Source organism: Rhodococcus sp. 1168 (assembly GCF_002091955.1).
GTDB lineage: Bacteria > Actinomycetota > Actinomycetes > Mycobacteriales > Mycobacteriaceae > Rhodococcoides.
The window spans coordinates 112,031-128,699 of the sequence record NZ_MKKY01000039.1 but is presented as its reverse complement, the minus strand read 5'-3'; the positions used below and the strand labels follow the sequence as shown (position 1 = coordinate 128,699).

General features: G+C 62.2%; 12 protein-coding genes and 1 pseudogene. 5 read left to right on the top strand and 8 right to left on the bottom strand.

Going from position 1 to position 16,669, the window contains the following annotated elements; all coding sequences use genetic code 11:
• Both BJI47_RS07090 and BJI47_RS07085 read left to right on the top strand, forming a co-directional pair.
• A pseudogene (locus BJI47_RS07090) lies at nt 1–277 on the top strand (cytochrome ubiquinol oxidase subunit I); the annotation flags it as partial.
• A gap of 106 nt (nt 278–383) precedes the next feature.
• On the top strand, nt 384–1,328 hold the full coding sequence (locus BJI47_RS07085; protein WP_254900429.1) for a HAMP domain-containing protein: 945 nt from the start codon (nt 384–386) through the stop codon (nt 1,326–1,328).
• Here the strand turns inward: BJI47_RS07085 and BJI47_RS07080 are convergent.
• Nucleotides 1,314–1,832, bottom strand: a complete 519-nt coding sequence (locus BJI47_RS07080) for a metallophosphoesterase (RefSeq protein WP_088943055.1) — start codon at nt 1,830–1,832, stop codon at nt 1,314–1,316. The two genes, BJI47_RS07085 and BJI47_RS07080, sit on opposite strands and share 15 nt — an antisense overlap.
• A 9-nt stretch (nt 1,833–1,841) precedes the next feature.
• Nucleotides 1,842–5,126, bottom strand: coding sequence for an error-prone DNA polymerase (locus BJI47_RS07075; protein WP_088943054.1), 3,285 nt, complete (start codon nt 5,124–5,126; stop codon nt 1,842–1,844).
• A gap of 126 nt (nt 5,127–5,252) precedes the next feature.
• Here BJI47_RS07075 and BJI47_RS07070 point away from each other — a divergent pair, with 126 nt between their 5' ends.
• Together BJI47_RS07070 and BJI47_RS07065 are read left to right on the top strand one after the other, a co-directional pair.
• Nucleotides 5,253–7,382, top strand: a complete 2,130-nt coding sequence (locus BJI47_RS07070; RefSeq protein WP_176224710.1) for an MMPL family transporter — start codon at nt 5,253–5,255, stop codon at nt 7,380–7,382.
• A gap of 63 nt (nt 7,383–7,445) precedes the next feature.
• Entirely contained in the window at nt 7,446–9,443 is a 1,998-nt protein-coding gene (locus tag BJI47_RS07065) for an SDR family oxidoreductase (protein ID WP_088943053.1), read from the top strand.
• Here the strand turns inward: BJI47_RS07065 and BJI47_RS07060 are convergent.
• Genes BJI47_RS07060 through BJI47_RS07045 form a run of 4 tightly spaced genes read right to left on the bottom strand, consistent with a single transcriptional unit; the run spans nt 9,434 to nt 13,119 of the window.
• A complete protein-coding gene (locus BJI47_RS07060) occupies nt 9,434–9,955 on the bottom strand; it encodes a hypothetical protein (protein WP_088943052.1) in 522 nt (173 codons plus the stop codon). The two genes, BJI47_RS07065 and BJI47_RS07060, sit on opposite strands and share 10 nt — an antisense overlap.
• A 23-nt stretch (nt 9,956–9,978) precedes the next feature.
• A complete protein-coding gene (locus tag BJI47_RS07055; RefSeq protein WP_254900428.1) occupies nt 9,979–10,737 on the bottom strand; it encodes an alpha/beta fold hydrolase in 759 nt (252 codons plus the stop codon).
• 31 nt (nt 10,738–10,768) lie between these two features.
• Nucleotides 10,769–12,322, bottom strand: a complete 1,554-nt coding sequence (locus BJI47_RS07050; protein WP_088943050.1) for a DNA polymerase Y family protein — start codon at nt 12,320–12,322, stop codon at nt 10,769–10,771.
• Nucleotides 12,319–13,119 (bottom strand): hypothetical protein, encoded by an 801-nt coding sequence (locus BJI47_RS07045; RefSeq protein WP_088943067.1) that lies wholly within the window; start codon nt 13,117–13,119, stop codon nt 12,319–12,321. Before BJI47_RS07045 ends, BJI47_RS07050 begins: the two co-directional genes overlap by 4 nt.
• Before the next feature lie 328 nt (nt 13,120–13,447).
• Here BJI47_RS07045 and BJI47_RS07040 point away from each other — a divergent pair, with 328 nt between their 5' ends.
• Nucleotides 13,448–14,665: a serine/threonine-protein kinase gene (locus BJI47_RS07040; protein WP_176224709.1), complete on the top strand. Its 1,218-nt coding sequence runs from the start codon at nt 13,448–13,450 to the stop codon at nt 14,663–14,665.
• Between the two features lie 8 nt (nt 14,666–14,673).
• Here the strand turns inward: BJI47_RS07040 and BJI47_RS07035 are convergent, their stop codons facing one another.
• Nucleotides 14,674–15,321, bottom strand: a complete 648-nt coding sequence (locus BJI47_RS07035; protein WP_088943048.1) for a response regulator transcription factor — start codon at nt 15,319–15,321, stop codon at nt 14,674–14,676.
• Nucleotides 15,318–16,652: an ATP-binding protein gene (locus tag BJI47_RS07030; protein WP_088943047.1), complete on the bottom strand. Its 1,335-nt coding sequence runs from the start codon at nt 16,650–16,652 to the stop codon at nt 15,318–15,320. The genes BJI47_RS07035 and BJI47_RS07030 overlap by 4 nt, the downstream gene beginning before the upstream one ends.
• Between the last annotated feature and the right edge of the window lie 17 nt (nt 16,653–16,669).

Below are 16,669 nucleotides of genomic sequence, written 5' to 3'. Positions count from 1 at the left end.
CTACGGCGAGGTGGTCACTGTGGACGACCCATGGGGCTACGGCAACTCGCTGGAATGGGCCACTTCATGCCCACCGCCGCGGCACAACTTCACGGAGTTGCCGCGAATCCGTTCCGAGCGTCCGGCATTCGAACTCCACTACCCTCACATGGTGGAGCGCATGCGCGCCGAAGCTTACGTCGGCCCGGGCAGTCATGGCGGACAGACCACCGAGGTTCTCGAAAAGGCCCGCCGTGCACCTATCGCAACGGGCGACGACGAGCATTCTGGGGACTGATCTCCGCGGCGAGTTGCTCTCAGACAGTTCTCAGCACCGGAAGTAATACTTCAGCGATGTCGTCTTCACTGCCTACGGCATCGTCCTGATGCCGACGGTGCCGACGGTGCCTCGGGGTCTGCAATTGAACTCCTCGCTACACAGCCGGATCCGGGTCCTCATCATCAGTCTGGCAGCTCTCGCGGTTGCCGTAAGCGCACTGGCCATCTACCTGGTCACCGAACAAGCATTGCGCTCCCAGGTAGCTGATCGCGTGTCTCGAAATGCCGACGCGCTCATCGCAAGTGCCACGTCCGGAGTTCCCTCGACCTTCTTCGGGTTCGGAGTCGGCACTACCGACGGGCCCGCGATCAAGGTTGCATTGGTGACCGCGGAGGGCGAACTCGTGACCTTCACCGCAGAATCTAGGCCGTTCACCAACCCGCGCGGCACTCTCGATGCCACCGAACAGTCGGTCGCAACCGGTTCGACCGACCAATCGCTCCGGGAGGTTCGCGGGTACATGCTGTCGGCCAAACGAACTGCATCGGGTGAAACGGTCATGGTGGCCGAGTCGTTGCAGTCCAACGCGCCGTTGCTCAACAAGTTGACGCTTGCGCTTGTCGCGATCGGAACCCTTCTCGTCGTTTTGGCCGGGATCGCCGGAACAGCAGTGGCTCGGACCGGACTCCGTCCGGTCAAACGATTGCGCAATGCCACCGAACGGGTAGCCCGCACCGGTGATTTGCAACCGATCGCCGTCACCGGAGACGACGAGCTTGCATCACTGGCGACGAGCTTCAACGACATGCTTGCCGCCCTTGCTCAATCCGGTGCGCGTCAAAACCGTCTGATCACCGACGCGGCAGAGGAACTGATGGGCCCACTGCACACGCTTCGGGGAAAGATCGATGTCCTGATGGCCCTCGACGGACACGATGGACCGGCACTGTCCCCTGCCGAGCAGGATGAGCTTCGTACCGGAGTCATGTCGGACATGGATGTCATCATCGGATTGGTACACGACCTGGTAGACCAGGCACGCGACGTCCCCGAGTCAGCGAGCGCGTGATCGAACGCATGGATCGAGCCGATGTAGTTCGACGTCGTGCAGACTACCGTCGCTGATTTCGGCTGTCATATAGGTGCAGAACGGCTGCCTGCGTCTGTCGGTCGGTGAGCCGGGGTTGAGCAACCGCACACCCGTATCCGTTTCTGTATCCCACGGAATATGACTGTGCCCGAACACCAGAACGTCGATGCTCGGGTACTTGGCTACCATCCGTTGTTCACGTCCGGCTGAGCTGCCTGTCTCATGAACGACGGCAATCCGAACCCCGTCCAACGTGACTCGTGCGCACTCGGGCATCAGGGCACGGAGGTCGTCACCATCGTTGTTGCCCCAGCACGCGATCAGCCTCTTCGATCTGGCAGAGATCTCCTCGAACACACCCGCATCGACCCAGTCGCCGGCATGAATGACCACATCAGCGTCGTCGATGGCCGTCCACACTTGCTCGGGCAAGACCCGTGCCCGAGTGGGGACATGGGTGTCCGCGAGAAGAAGCAGTTTCACATCTCACCTCTAACGAAAGTCCCGAGATTTCGACGTTACCCGCAGGTCCATGAGTTGCAGATGATCGGCCACCACCGTCGCTGCACCTTCGGCGTTCTGGACCTTACCGCGAATGAGCAATGCCGGAGCCGTCAGCGCCAGCTTGCGGTACTTGGCCCACAATCCCACCGAGCACACCACGTTGACCATCCCCGTTTCGTCTTCGAGATTGACGAACGTGACCCCCGCAGCCGTAGCCGGCCGCTGTCGATGCGTCACGACGCCACCGACCAGGACCCGGTCCCCGTCGGGAACCTGCAGTAGACGATTCGCCGTAGTCACCCCCAGCGCATCCAGCTGTTCACGAAAAAACTGAGTCGGGTACGAATCTGGTGACACTCCAGTAGCCCAGACGTCCGCCGAGGCCATATCGAGATCGCTCATCCCAGGCAAGACCGGCGCTCGAGTAGATGCCCCGAGCCCGGGAAGTAGATGCGGCCTCTCCCCTGCTGCTGCGCCTGCCGCCCAGAGCGCTTCACGACGGGTGATCCCGAAGCATCCCAACGCGCCTGCGGTAGCAAGTGATTCGGCTTGTGTAGTGGACAGTTCGACTCGCCCCGTGAGATCGAGGAACGATGCGAACGGACCGGCTGCTGTGCGTGCGTCGATGATGCGTTCGGCAAGGTCCTGCCCGATGTACTTCACGTCAGCGAGTCCCATCCGAATCTCGAGCCCCTCGGCAGTGAGATCCGCGTACCACGAACTGGCATTGACGTCCGGGCCGTGCACACGCACTCCATGCCGTCGAGCGTCCGCCACCAGAGACTGCGGGGAGTAGAAACCCATCGGCTGTGCACGCAACAGACCTGCGCAGAACGCGGCGGGATGGTGAAGCTTGAACCACGACGAATAGAAAACCAGCGAGGCGAAGCTCTGTGAATGGCTTTCGGGGAAACCGAAATTGGCGAATGCAGAAAGCTTCTCGTAGATTCGATCGGCCGCGTCACCGGTAATGCCGTGCAAGTCTCGCATTCCGTCGTAGAAGCGATCGCGTAGCAGGTTCATCTTCTCCGGCGAACGCTTCGACCCCATCGCACGACGGAGTTGATCGGCGTCGGCAGCGCTGAATCCAGCCACATCGATGGCCATCTGCATCAATTGCTCTTGAAAGAGCGGCACTCCGAGGGTGCGGTCGAGAGCCTTCTTCAACGATGGGTGATCGAATGTGACGGGTTCGAGTCCGTTGCGGCGCTTGATGTACGGATGAACGGATCCACCCTGGATCGGACCCGGACGAATGAGTGCGACCTCGACGACCAGATCGTAGAACTCACTCGGCTTCAACCGCGGCAACGTAGCCATCTGGGCCCGCGACTCCACTTGGAACACACCGATCGAATCGGCCCGCTGCAGCATGTCGTAGACGGCTTTCTCACTCAAATCGATGTCCGCGAGGTCGATGCGCTGCCCTTTGTGCTCGACGAGAAGATCGATCATGTAGTGCAGCGCTGACAGCATACCGAGACCGAGCATGTCGAATTTCACCAAACCTACTGCAGCACAATCATCTTTGTCCCATTGCAATACACTGCGATTGGCCATCGTCGCCCATTCGACAGGGCAGACATCGGCAATAGGGCGATCGCAGATCACCATTCCGCCCGAGTGGATACCCAGATGCCGGGGGAAGCCTTCGATCTGCTGGGCAAGTTCGAGAACGGGCTTCGGAATGCCACTGTCTACCTGATCTCCGACGCCAGACCATCGGGTGACCTGTTTGCTCCAGGCATCCTGCTGACCCTGCGAGAACCCGAGAGCACGTGCCATGTCGCGTACCGAGGACTTACCTCGATACGTGATCACGTTCGCCACCTGCGCCGCGTACGCACGCCCGTATTTCTCGTACACGTGCTGAATGGCTTCCTCGCGCCGGTCGGACTCGATGTCGACATCGATATCCGGAGGGCCGTCTCGTTCCGGAGCAAGGAAACGCTCGAAAAGAAGTTTGTTCGCCACCGGATCGACGTTCGTAATTCCGATGGCGTAACAGACAGCCGAGTTCGCTGCCGAACCTCTTCCCTGACAGAGAATGTCGTGTGTCTTACAGAAGTCCACGATGTCGTGCACCACGAGGAAATAGCCAGGGAAGTTCAACCGCTCGATGATGTCGAGTTCGTATTCGAGCTGCGCGTAGGCAGCCGGGTGCGTACTGGGCGTGCCGTATCTGCGCGCAGCACCGTCGAGCGTAAGAGCACGTAGATAGCTGGCTTCGGTGTGGCCCGCAGGCACTTCGAACGGCGGTAGTTGTGGGGCGATCAGGTGCAGATCGAAAGCACACTCTCGACCCAGTTCGACGGCACCACGAACCGCACCGGGATGATGCTCGAACAATCGAGCCATCTCGGCACCGGATCGCAGATGCGTACCTCCCGTGGGCGCCAACCACCCCGCGGCGTCGTCCAGACTGCTTCGTGCACGTACCGCTGCCATCGCCATGGCCAAACGCCCGCTCCGCGGAGTCGCATAGTGCGCCCCAGTCGTGGCAACGATCGGAAGAGCGAACCTCCGTGCCAATTCGGCGAGCGCATCGTTACGCTCGTCGTCTTCCGGTATGCCGTGATGAGTCAGTTCCACGGTGACTCGGTCGGCACCGAATCTCTCGATCAGTTCCGCCAGAGCCGCACCGGCTGCCTCGACGCCACCGTCGTCCAACGCCCGTCGAACATGTCCTTTTCGACATCCGGTGAGAATCTGCCAATGCCCGCCTGCGGCCTCGGACAGGGCGTCGAAATCGTATCGTGGCTTTCCTTTGACGCCCCCGGCAAGGTGAGCTGCGGCAATTTCACGCGACAACCGTCGGTACCCCTCTTGCCCACGTGCGAGAACCAGCAGATGAGTGCTCTCCGGATCCAACTCACCGGTCCTCGACGTCGTCGTGTCCAACGACAACTCGGCGCCGAAAATGGTCTTGATGCCCAGCGCCTTTGCTGCCTCGGCGAAGCGCACGACACCGTAGAAGCCATCGTGGTCGGTGATGGCGACGGCTTCGAGCCCGAGCCGTACTGCTTCTTCGACCATCTCCTCCGGTTGGCTGGCACCGTCCAGAAAGCTGAAAGCCGAATGCGCATGTAGCTCCGCGTACGCCGTGGTCGTCGTAGGTTTCGATATCGTCTTCTCGTACGCCGCACGTTTGCGCGACCACGCTGGACTGTCACCACCGTCCCCGACGATGTCCACGACCTTCGGATGCGAGGGACGGCCGGACAACACTCGTTCCATTTCCGACCACGTCGGCGGACCGTCGTTCCATCCCATAGCGCACCTCGCTTTCGTTCGAACGTATGTTCCATTAGACCTCGTGGGTACGACACAAATCAATCTCTCTCACGAGGCAGTTAGGCTCGCCGTGACATACAGCAGCCGAAAGAGCCGGAGAAGAATGTGAATCGTTGGGCCTCGTTCGTCGTCTCCCACAAGCGATGGGTGCTCTCCATCGCGGTGGTGGTCGTAGCACTGAGCGGCATATGGGGACTCGGCGTCTTCGGCAAGCTCAGCGAGGGCGGTTTCATCGACCCCGGTAGCGAAGCTGCGGAGGTATCGGAGCTCGTTGCAGGATTGGGGCAGCAAACCCCCGACATCGTCGCCATCTACACCGCGCCCGAAGGCAAGAGCATCGACGACATCGCCCCGGACGTCACCGCAGTACTCGACGGCTTCCAGAACAAGTACGCAGTCGAGAACGTCACCTCCTACTGGACTGCCGATACCGGGACGAAGCAATTCCTGGTCTCGAAAGACCGAACGAAGGCACTCGCGACGGTCACCCTCGGCCCCGACTCCGGCATCACCTTCGCCACGTTCGGAGATATCCCACCGCAGCTCGAGGTATCGGGCGTCACCTCCCAGTTCGCCGGTGGGTCCGTGGTCGGGGTCTCCTTCAGCCAAACTCTCCAGAAAGACCTGGTTCGCTCGGAAGCCATCGCCATCCCCATCACGCTCGTTCTGCTGATCGTGATCTTCGGTGGCGTCGTCGCGGCCGCCGTCCCGGTCTTCGTCGGCATCCTCAGCGTCCTGAGCGCGTTGGCAATCCTGCGAGCCCTTACCTCGTTCACTGAAGTCAGCTCGTTCTCCATCAACGTCGCATCACTTCTGGGTCTCGGGCTCGCCATCGACTACGGGCTCTTCATCGTCAGTCGATATCGAGAAGAAATGCGCGACGGTGCGACACCGACCGATGCAGCGATTCGAACAGTTCTGACGGCAGGCAGAACGATCGTCTTCTCGGGCTTGCTGTTGATCTGCGCCTTTGCCGGCATGCTCGTCTTCCCACAACCAGTGATCAAGTCGCTCGGTTTCGGGGCCATGGCCGCTGTCGCCAGCGCCGCAATCCTGTCATTGACAGCTGTGCCCGCGTTGCTGGCGATCCTCGGACCACGCATCAATTCTCTGACGTGGAGCAGGACCGCATCTGATCGAGGTGAGGCTCGCGCCCAGAAGTTCTGGGGCGGCGTCGTGACCCGAGTGATGCGCAAGCCAGGCATCGTAGCGGCAGTGATCATCGCCGGACTTCTCGTACTGTCGGCTCCGATACTGAAGGTCGCACTCGGCGAGGTCGACTACACCGCGCTCCCCAAGGACGATCCCGCTCGCGTCGCCGTCGAGACCCTCGGCACCGAGTTCCAATCTTCGGGTGAGAGCGCAACAGTCGTACTCCGGGGCCTCGATGGAGCCAAACCCCAGGGCGCGCCGATAGCCGACATCACCCGACGAGCAGAATCCGTCGACGGCATCGCTCGAGTGTCGTTCATCGGATCCACAGACGATATCGTCGCTCTGGAAGCAATCTTCAGTGAACCTAGCGACGGTCGCACCGAAGCCGATGCAGCCAGTGCTGCGGTAGCAGGGCTGCGCGCGATGACGCCACCGGATGGCACCGAGTTGCTCGTCGGTGGCGCACGGGCACTCGTCGACGACGGCAATGCGGCGATCGCCGCGTGGCTTCCGGTCATGATTGCGATCATGGTCGTCTCGACGCTCATCTTGCTCTTCCTGGCATTCGGATCGATCGTGTTGCCCATCAAGGCAGTCCTCATGGCGGGACTCAGCCTGAGCGCGACGTTCGGAGTGCTCACCTGGGTATTCCAGGAAGGACATGGCGCCGATCTTCTCGGGGTGACGCCCGCGCCGCTGGAGGCGACCTTCGTGGTCCTCATCCTGGCAGTGGTCTTCGGCCTGTCGACCGACTACGAAGTGTTCTTGATGTCGCGCATGGTCGAGGCGCGCGCAGACGGGGCTTCGACGGAGGAGGCGGTCGTCATCGGCGCCCAGCGCACCGGAAGAATCGTGACAGCGGCCGCGCTCATCCTCATCATCGTCACCGGCGCGTTCACCATCTCCGAATTGTCGATCATGCGGTTCCTGGGGTTCGGCATGATTCTCGCGCTCATCGTCGATGCCACGATCATCCGCATGCTGCTCGTCCCGTCGCTGGTGAAGTTGATGGGTGAGGCGAACTGGTGGGCTCCGGTGTGGATGAAGAAGGTGCACGAGAAGGTAGGCATCGGTCACTGAGCGCCGCCGCCGGTCACCCTGGTGGGCTCGGCCCGACAACTTACTTCAGAGTAAGTTGTGTCCATGTCGAACTACATTGTCACCGGCGGTACGGGTTTCCTCGGGCAAAATCTGATCCCACTGTTGCTCGAGCGCGACCCAGCGGCCGACATTCACGTATTGGTTCGCCAGAAGTCGATCGGGAAACTCGAACGGCAGGTCGACAAGATCGCCGACAAGACCCGGATTCACCCGTTGATCGGAGATCTCACCGAACCCGATCTCGGATTGGATGCCATCCCGGACGGTATCGCCCACATCGTTCACCTGGGCGCCATCTACGACATGACCGCCGGCGACGAACAAGCATCGACCAACGTCGAAGGCACTCGCGCAGTGGTGGCACTGGCCGAGCGGACCGGTGCCCGGTTGCACCACATCTCCTCGATCGCCGTAGCCGGAGATTACGCAGGCACGTTCACCGAAGACGACTTCGACAAAGGGCAGGGATTCCCAACCCCGTATCACCGCACCAAGTTCGAATCCGAGAAGATCGTGCGCGAATCCTCGGTCGATTGGCGCGTGTATCGACCGTCGGTCGTGCTGGGGCACTCCGAAACCGGGGCGATCGACAAGATCGACGGCCCATACTTCTTCTTCCCCCTCTTCGCCGCGTTGGCCACACTGCCCACCGCGCTTCCCATCACGGTTCCGAAGATCGGGGCCACCAATCTGGTGCCGGTCGACTACGTCGCCGCTGCGATCGTGGAATTGATCCACCGAGGCGAGGACGATCAGCGAGTGTTCCACCTGGTCAATACGCAAGCGCAGTCGATGCACGAGGTGTATCGCGCATTCTCCGAGGCCGCAGGTTCGAAAGCGAAGGTCATCGACATTCCCGGGGCCGTTGCTGCCGCCGTCGTAGCACCGAAGACCGACATCGTCCGCACCGGCCGCAACACTCTCCTCGACAGATTCGGCATACCGCCGGTAGTGCTCGAACATCTCACCTTGCCGACGACCTTCGACTCGGCAGCGACGCAGAAAGCACTGTCGGGCAGCGGAATCACCCCACCACCGCTGGCGACCTACGCAGACCGCCTGTGGCAGCACTGGCGCGCGCACCTGGACCCGAACCGCGCACGCCGCGAGGATCCTCGCGGCCCGCTCTTCGGACGACACGTCATCATCACCGGCGGATCCTCCGGCATCGGAAAGGCGAGTGCCGAAGCTGCAGCACGCAAGGGTGCGACCGTCATTCTGCTTGCCCGCGGTACCGAACAACTCGACTCCGTCGTGACAGACATCCGCGCACACGGTGGTGATGCCTTCGGTTACACCTGCGACATCACCGATAGCGAGTCGGTCGAGCAGACCGTGAAAACTATTCTGAGCGAACATGATCACGTGGACATGCTGGTCAACAACGCCGGACGGTCCATCCGTCGATCGTTGTACCGCTCCACCGATCGACTGCACGACTTCGAGCGCACCATGGCCGTCAACTACTTCGGTGCTGTTCGCCTCGTCCTGGCACTGCTCCCGCACATGCGTGAACGTCGCTTCGGGCACATCGTCAACGTCAGCAGCGCAGCAGTGCTCGGTCACGCTCCCCGATTCGCGGCCTACGTGGCCAGCAAGGCCGCACTCGACGGTTTCGCCGACGTCGCCGCAGCCGAGACACTCTCCGACGGAATAACATTCACCACGATCCACATGCCGCTGGTGGCCACCCCGATGATCACCCCGACAGGTCCCAGCAATGCCGGCCCGGTGGTATCACCGGAGAAGGCCGGGGCGATGGTGATTCGGGCGCTCATCCGGAAGCCGAAGCGCATCGACACCCCGCTCGGCACTCTCGGTCAGGTCGGCAGCATCTTCACCCCGAATATCAAGGACCGCACGATGCATCAGTTCTACCGTCGCTTCCCGGAGTCCGCTGCGTCCAAGGGCGAGGTTGCACCTACACAGCCTGCACTCGTTCCGCCGACGTCGCCACCACACGACCCGTCGCGTCCGGGAGCACGAGTTGCCAAGTTGGCGCGTCGAATCGGCCGGTTGGTGCCGGGTATCTACTGGTGACGCCCGGCTCTACCCGCACCTGCGATTGCTCGACCGAACCCTCCGGCGAGGTACGCGAGAGTTCCCAGTGCGAGCACCCACTTGGTAACGCTGACCGCCGTCGTGGCTCGAACCACCGAATCGGTGATCTGCTCGCGGTGATCGAGCAGATACAGACCCGCGATATTCTCGACGTAGTCACCCGCCGCGGACAGAATCGGAGCTACGGCTAACACCTTCGCTGTGGTGGGTGTCAGGTCGGTGAGTTCGCCCAGACGCGAAGCCCCGGCACGCAAAGCCATCGCGTAGATCGCCGGATGGACGAAATCGGGGTAGTAGTGACTCCGAAATCGAGCGGTGGTGGCTGCGTCCATGCTGTCGAGGATCTGCCGGTATCGGAGTGCCGACCAGGATGTCTGAATCTGTAGAACCCGAGGGCCCGCCGGCCCCAACAGACGCACGATATTGGCTTGAGAGACAGCGAACATCATCGCCCAAGCGATGAGTGGACGATCCTGCGCCGTAAGTGCCATCTGCAAATACTAGAGCGCAGGAATCAGATTCGATCACGCATCAGGAATGGGAGTACGACACTTTCGAATGCCTGGTAGTCGTCACGATGGATGCTGTGACCGGTTTCGAATGCCACAACCTGACACGAGCGGATCTCACTGGTGAGCATGGCGAGCCTTTCGGCATCGACCATCCCGCCCGGGCCACCGCGAAGCACGAGTGTCGAGGCAGTGATGTCCGGCAGCCGGGACCACCACTGAGCGTTGGGTCGGCGAAACTGAGCAAGAGCAGGTTTGGTCATCGAACGGTCGAATGCGAAGACAGCGCGTGGATGCCTGATGATGCTCGAGCCTGCGTGCCAAAGTTCGGTGATCGTGGGCAGGCGGCCGGTGAGCGCCGGTGGCGCATCACCCGGCCGAATCGGAATGGGCATCTCCTCGACTACGAGGGACCGAACCGATGCGGGCCGCTGCTGCGCCACCACCGACACTGCATATGCGCCCAATGAATGCCCGACCAGATCTACTTGCGCCAGCCCGAGATGATCGAGCACCGCCGACACATCACCACCGAAAGCATCGAAAGAGTAGTCGTCGGTGTGTGCACTGCGTCCGTGACCGCGCAGATCGACGGTGACTACTCGACGACCCACGTTGGTGAGTGCGCCGGCGAAACGATCCCAGGTGCTGCTATCACCGCCCATGCCGTGCACCAACACGGTAGGGACAGGATCGGCCCCACCGAAATCTCGGTAGGCGATGTCGACGCCGGCCACATCGAGTAATTCCACGTCGATACTCACAGTCCAGAGAGTAGCCGCGCTCTTTTCCATCTCATTCGTAGATGCCTTCGACTCGCCAAACACCGTTCTCGTACACCAACAACAGAGCGCGGTTCTCCTCGAGAAGCACCTGCACACGCGCGCCTCGCGCACCCACGACCGGATCCCACCAACGCTCGTCGAGGGACCACGGGCCGGCCCATCCGTGCAGGGTCCACTTCTTGCTACCCCACCGAAGCCCCACGGGTGCCGTGTCGAAACCACCTCGATCGGTGACGTGCACACCGTTGCCGCCGTCGTTTTCCAGAGCGACCTCCGGGCGTGTCTGCATCACTGCCGCAGGAGCCGGATGTGGCAACCTGCCCGGCCACGGGGCAGCGGGGTCCAGCAGCGGAACCAGCTCATCACCGAGCGAACGAAGCGTCACTCGCTCCACCGGCCCACGTCCGCCGCTGAGTACCCCGACCTTGACCGCATCACCACCGAGGAGACCTTGCACTCGTACCAGCGCCCGCCGAGCACGCTCGTCCTCGTCGCCCACACTTCCCCACAAGCCCAGCTGCAGCTCACCTGCCGCAACGACCTCTACCGGTTCGAGCCTCAGAAGAATGATTCCTGCCGTCGGCCGACTCTCGCTGCGCCCGGTGAGCCACCCGTCCAATTGCCACCGCACTCGATCTGCTGTTCCCTCCGGAGTCAGCGGCTCGGCGCACCGCCAGATACGTGAAAGATTCTCACCGTTTCCGGTGGAAGCATGAACGAGGAGGCGGGTGCAGGCCACGGCCGCCGCGGCAAGCGTGCTGTGCAGCTTCTCGGCCATACCTCGGCCGGCGAACGCAGCGGCGTCGACGCGATCGATAGGCGGGTCGCAGCGGTGTTCCACGTTCAGATCGGGTGGCAGCGCACGCGCCGACGGTGGACGCTCCGGCTCACCTCGCGCACTGCGGTGAGCGAGAACCGCATCGGACCCGAACCGGGATGCCACCTCCCCTGGCATGAGCGCCGCGAAATCGCCGATAGTTCGTAAACCCAAGCGACGCAACAGGTCTATCAGCTCTCCACGGTCCGCGGCGGCAAGACTCGGCTCCGCTGCCAGCTCGGCAACCGGAAGTGGAGAGAGAAAACGCGCAGCACCACCCCGCGGGACGACTGCCGCATGACGAGCTGCAATGACGGCCGTCGTCAACTCGTCGGCGATTCCGATCTGGCATTCCACCCCTGCACCCGAAGCCTGATCGATCAATCTTTCGGCAGCCTTGTGCTCCGACCCGAAGTATCGACTCACCCCACGCGCACTCAGAATCAACAACCCTGGACGCAACACCTCCACACCTGGCGCGACAGCATCGATGGCCGCTGCGACCGGCTCGAACAAGCGCCCATCCCTATCCGAATCGGCCGTCGCCACATACACATCAGGACATCGTGCCTGTGCTTCACGACGACGTAAGCCTCGTCGGACCCCTGCCGCTCGTGCCGGTGCCGAGCATGCAATCACCCGATTGGCAGAGGTGACCACCACAGGATGAGTCGCCGGCAGATCTGCCACCGCCGCAGCTGCGACAGCAGGCCAGTCCGGACACCACAGCGCTACGACGCGGCTCATGCCAGGACCGCAAGATCCGTCTCGGCACTTACGTTGCCTGTCGTACTGTCGACCTGCGCTGCGACCGACCATTCGATACGGCCTCGCTCGAGACGAAGATCGAAGCACCCACTACGCGGCCGCATCGCCTTGCCCTGCGCACGTACCTCCAACTGCAGATTCCGCAAACGCCCACGCCCCGAGCGAACTCCGGTGCCGAATCCGTTGTAGCTGCGCACCTCCGCATCCAGACGTAACTCCACACCGTCCCAGTGGCCGTCGGTAACCAGAAGCGTCGCCCCTTTGCTGCGCGCCCGCGCGACAACCGCACGCGCACGCGAGGGAGGCACCGAACGACCGCCGAGACCGAGCACGACGAGGTCGAGCCCGTCCAACAGAATTGCCGCTACCTCGACCGGGTCCTCCCCCGGATCGGGTACGACGGCCAATCTCCGCAGTTCTGCGCCCATCTCGACAGCGGCGAGCAAACCGAACCGCGGTTGCCCCACCACTGCGACATGCCCACCCGACGCGGTGACCGCAGCCACCATGCCGAGCAGCAGCGAACCTGCACCCGATACCGCGGCGACGGACCCGCGAGCCAAACCGCCGTACGGGAGCATGGTTGCCAGTGCAGGAGGGACCGCCAGTACCGCTTTGCTTCGCACAGGGTCAACCGCCCGCGGGACAGATGATCCCGGCTCGACGCGGGGCCGGATGACGGGTTCGATAGGTTGCCGGACCGAGCGGGTCTCACCACGTGCCGGAACCGATGCCATGCGTCGCCTCAGATGCTCGACGCGTTCGGACAACGTCATTTCCGACAGGGACGCTTCGGACTGGGACACCTCGAATGAGGAGTCGGTAGCACTCGAGTCAGTAGCACTCGAGTCGGTAGCACTCATGGAAGCACCGGTAGAAAAAGTCATGCGTACTCCCCGAAAATTGGCGAAAAAAGTACACTCGAACCAGCTCTCAGGGCAGCGGGGAAGTCTTACCCTTCGAACACATTTTCGAATTCCTATCCAGTAAAGCCGCTGCGGCGATCCACGTCAAGACGGATACGAAAGCCCAGGTGGAGGGGTCGCCAACGGACTGCCGACAGTGCTGTCGGCAGGGACGTCGATAGTCAACTAACCTGTGATCGTGACCGAGAAGCAGCGCACCGTCAGGGTCGTCGGACCCGACTTCCTACTCGCAGGCAGGTACCGACTCGCGTACAAGCTGGGTGGGGGCGGAATGGGCGCGGTCTGGCTCGCTCAGGACACGCTGCTCGACCGGAAAGTGGCCGTCAAACAGGTCACGTCCACTGCCCGCCTCAGTGAGCGCGCCGCACGCGAAGTACGCAATCGAGCCATGCGTGAAGGCAGAATCGCAGCGCGGCTGTCGAGCCTGCACGCCATCTCCATGTACGACGTCGCGATCGAAGACGGCGAGCCCTGGCTCGTGATGGAATACATGCCGTCGAGGAGCCTCGCGCAGGCACTCAACACCGCCGAAACACTGCCACCGTACGAAGTTGCGCAGATCGGCGCTCAGGTCGCCGACGCACTCACCGAAGCACACGAGGCCGGTATCGTCCATCGCGACATCAAGCCGGGCAACATCCTGATCGCCGACCGTGGACGCACCCTCGGTATCGTCAAGATCAGCGATTTCGGCATCTCGCGCGCCAAAGGTGATGTCGAAGAGTCGGATTCGAGTGTCATCACCGGAACTCCTGCCTATTTCGCTCCAGAAGTGGCCCGGGGACAAGATCCCACCGAAGCAAGTGACGTCTTCTCTCTCGGGGCGACGCTCTATACCGCGATCGAAGGCAAGCCGCCGTTCGACATCGACCAGGACTCCATTGCGCTGCTGCATCGCGTGGCCAAGGGACAGATAATTCCACCCACTCGATGCGGTGACCTGACCGAGCCATTGCTGCACATGCTCGAACCCGATCCTGCTCGCAGGCCGACCATGGCTCAGGCACGCGACGAGATCATTCGACATGCGATCAGCGGCCGGGCAAACATCGCCGGGCTACGAGGAGTCCCGGTAACCTCGGCCAGCGGGGTCGTTCCGGCCTGGGCTCATCGCTCCACCCCGGTATCGGAATCGCGGCGTCCTTCGCGAGAATTCGGAAACACCATTGCCGGCCTGCCTGCCGTTCGTTTCAGCGAACAAACCGATGGTCAGACACCGGCGCCGTACGCTCCACCACCATTCGATCCGCCGCGGAAGAAGAACCCACTCGAGGTGGTACTCGATCGTATCGACGACATAGTCGACGACCGGATCGACGTCCCGCCCGAGGCAGTCCTTGCTGCGTTGATCATCACTGTGGGACTCGTGATCGTGCTGATCATCGCCCTACTCTGAAAAAATGATCAATCGATACGTCGCTTGTGAGCCCACCTGGTCAACGCGTTGCGATTGGACTGCTGCGTCTTCCGCAGCACGTTCGAGGCATGCGTCTCGACGGTCTTCACCGAGATGAACAGGTCCTCGGCGATCTCTCGGTAGGTATAGCCGCGCGCCAATAGGCGCAGAACTTCGAGCTCGCGAGGGGTGAGCGAATCGAGTTCGGGATCGAGTGGCGGTTCGGGGACATTCGACTTACCCGTGAACGAGTCGAGTACGAAGCCCGCGAGACGCGGGGAGAACACCGCGTCTCCACCGGCAACGCGTCGTACGCCGTCGGCGAGTTCGGACCCCGAGATCGTTTTCGTGACGTAGCCACGCGCACCTGCACGGATGACGGCGATCACGTCTTCGGCCGCGTCGGAGACAGACAACGCCAAACAGACAGGACCGGCGGTGATGCGTCCGAGAACGGCGACCCCGCCACCATCTGGCATGTGGACATCGAGCAGCACGACATCGGGCTTGGTCGACTCGATACCGGCGACCGCGTCGGCGACCCCGCCCGCTTCACCCACGACCTCGATGTCACTTTCGCGACCCAACTCGGTGCGAACCCCGGAACGAAAGACTGCATGGTCGTCGACGAGAAAGACACGAAAGGTGTCGGTCACCTGGGCTGCTCCTGCGGTGTCGGTTGGCGTGATGGCTCGGTCCGGTCGTTCTTCGAAGAGTTCGTCGAGATGTGCTCACGGGGCATCAGAATGCGAACTTCGGTTCCCTTACCCACACTCGAGCGTATCGAGACCTCACCGCCGCGTCGCTCGATTCTCCCTCGAATCGACTTGGCGAGTCCCTGACGGTCCATCGTTACGAGGTTCTCGTCGAATCCGCTGCCGCGGTCACGAACGAACACGCTGACCCGCTCGGGCTCGGTCTCGGCGAACAAGTCGATGTTGATTTCGCCCGAATGTTTCGCTGCATTGACCAGCGCCTCGCGGGTAGCACCGAGCAGCGCGGTGAAATGCTCTCGGGGCAAACCGGAATCGGAATCTTCGAGCGCCAGCTGGACATCGCCGACAGTGATGGGACGCACAGTGACGCCGTACTGATCCTCGACCTCGCCCGAGATCGTCTTCAATGCCTCGGCGAGGCTCGTGTGGTCGGCGTCGCGGGCTTCGAACAACCACTTGCGCAGTTCGCGCTCTTGCCCGCGTGCCAATCGCATCACTTCCTGCGGGTGATCCGACTGCTTCTGTATCAGAGCCAGCGTCTGTAACACCGAGTCGTGCAGGTGAGAGGCGATTTCTTCGCGTTCGTCGTTGCGGATGCGAGCAGACCTTTCGGCGTTCAGCGCCCGCCACATCCGCAGCCACACCGGAACCGTCAGCAGCGTGGCACCGACCAGAGTGACGATCACTGCCAGCAACGACGAACGCACCGAGGCCAGGTCGACGCGAGCCAATACGACGACACCGAGTCCGAGGACGATCAGCGTCGCACCGCCGACCACACGTGCCCAACTGAGCACCGTCGGCTTCTTCGGCATGCCGAGAATCGAACGCGGTCCTTCGGAATCGAATTCGCGCCAGACCAACGCGGCGCCGACAACAACGACCACAACCGGAGCGAGGACCGCCGCAGCAGTGCCGTCGAGCAGCCACGCCAACCCGGCAGCCAACCCGAGCCCGATGGCGGCAAGCCCGAAAGCCCGCTGTCGTTCGTCGCTACTCGGACGATCCACGTCCGTTCCGACAGGGCTGAAAATCCACAAGAGGCCGTACGCGAGGATTCCCGCCCCCGCCATGATCGCCAGCAATGCAAATGCGACGCGGACTTTGAATACGTCCACCCCGAGATGGTCGGCAACACCGCCGGCGACTCCGCCCACTATGCGTCCACCACCACGCCGATGGAACTTGGCGGGTTCGTAGCTCCCGACGGAAGCGGGCGGGTCGACAGGGTGCACGATTCGATCCTGGCACGAATCGGTCACCCCGCGCATCAGGGTCTCCCCTGATC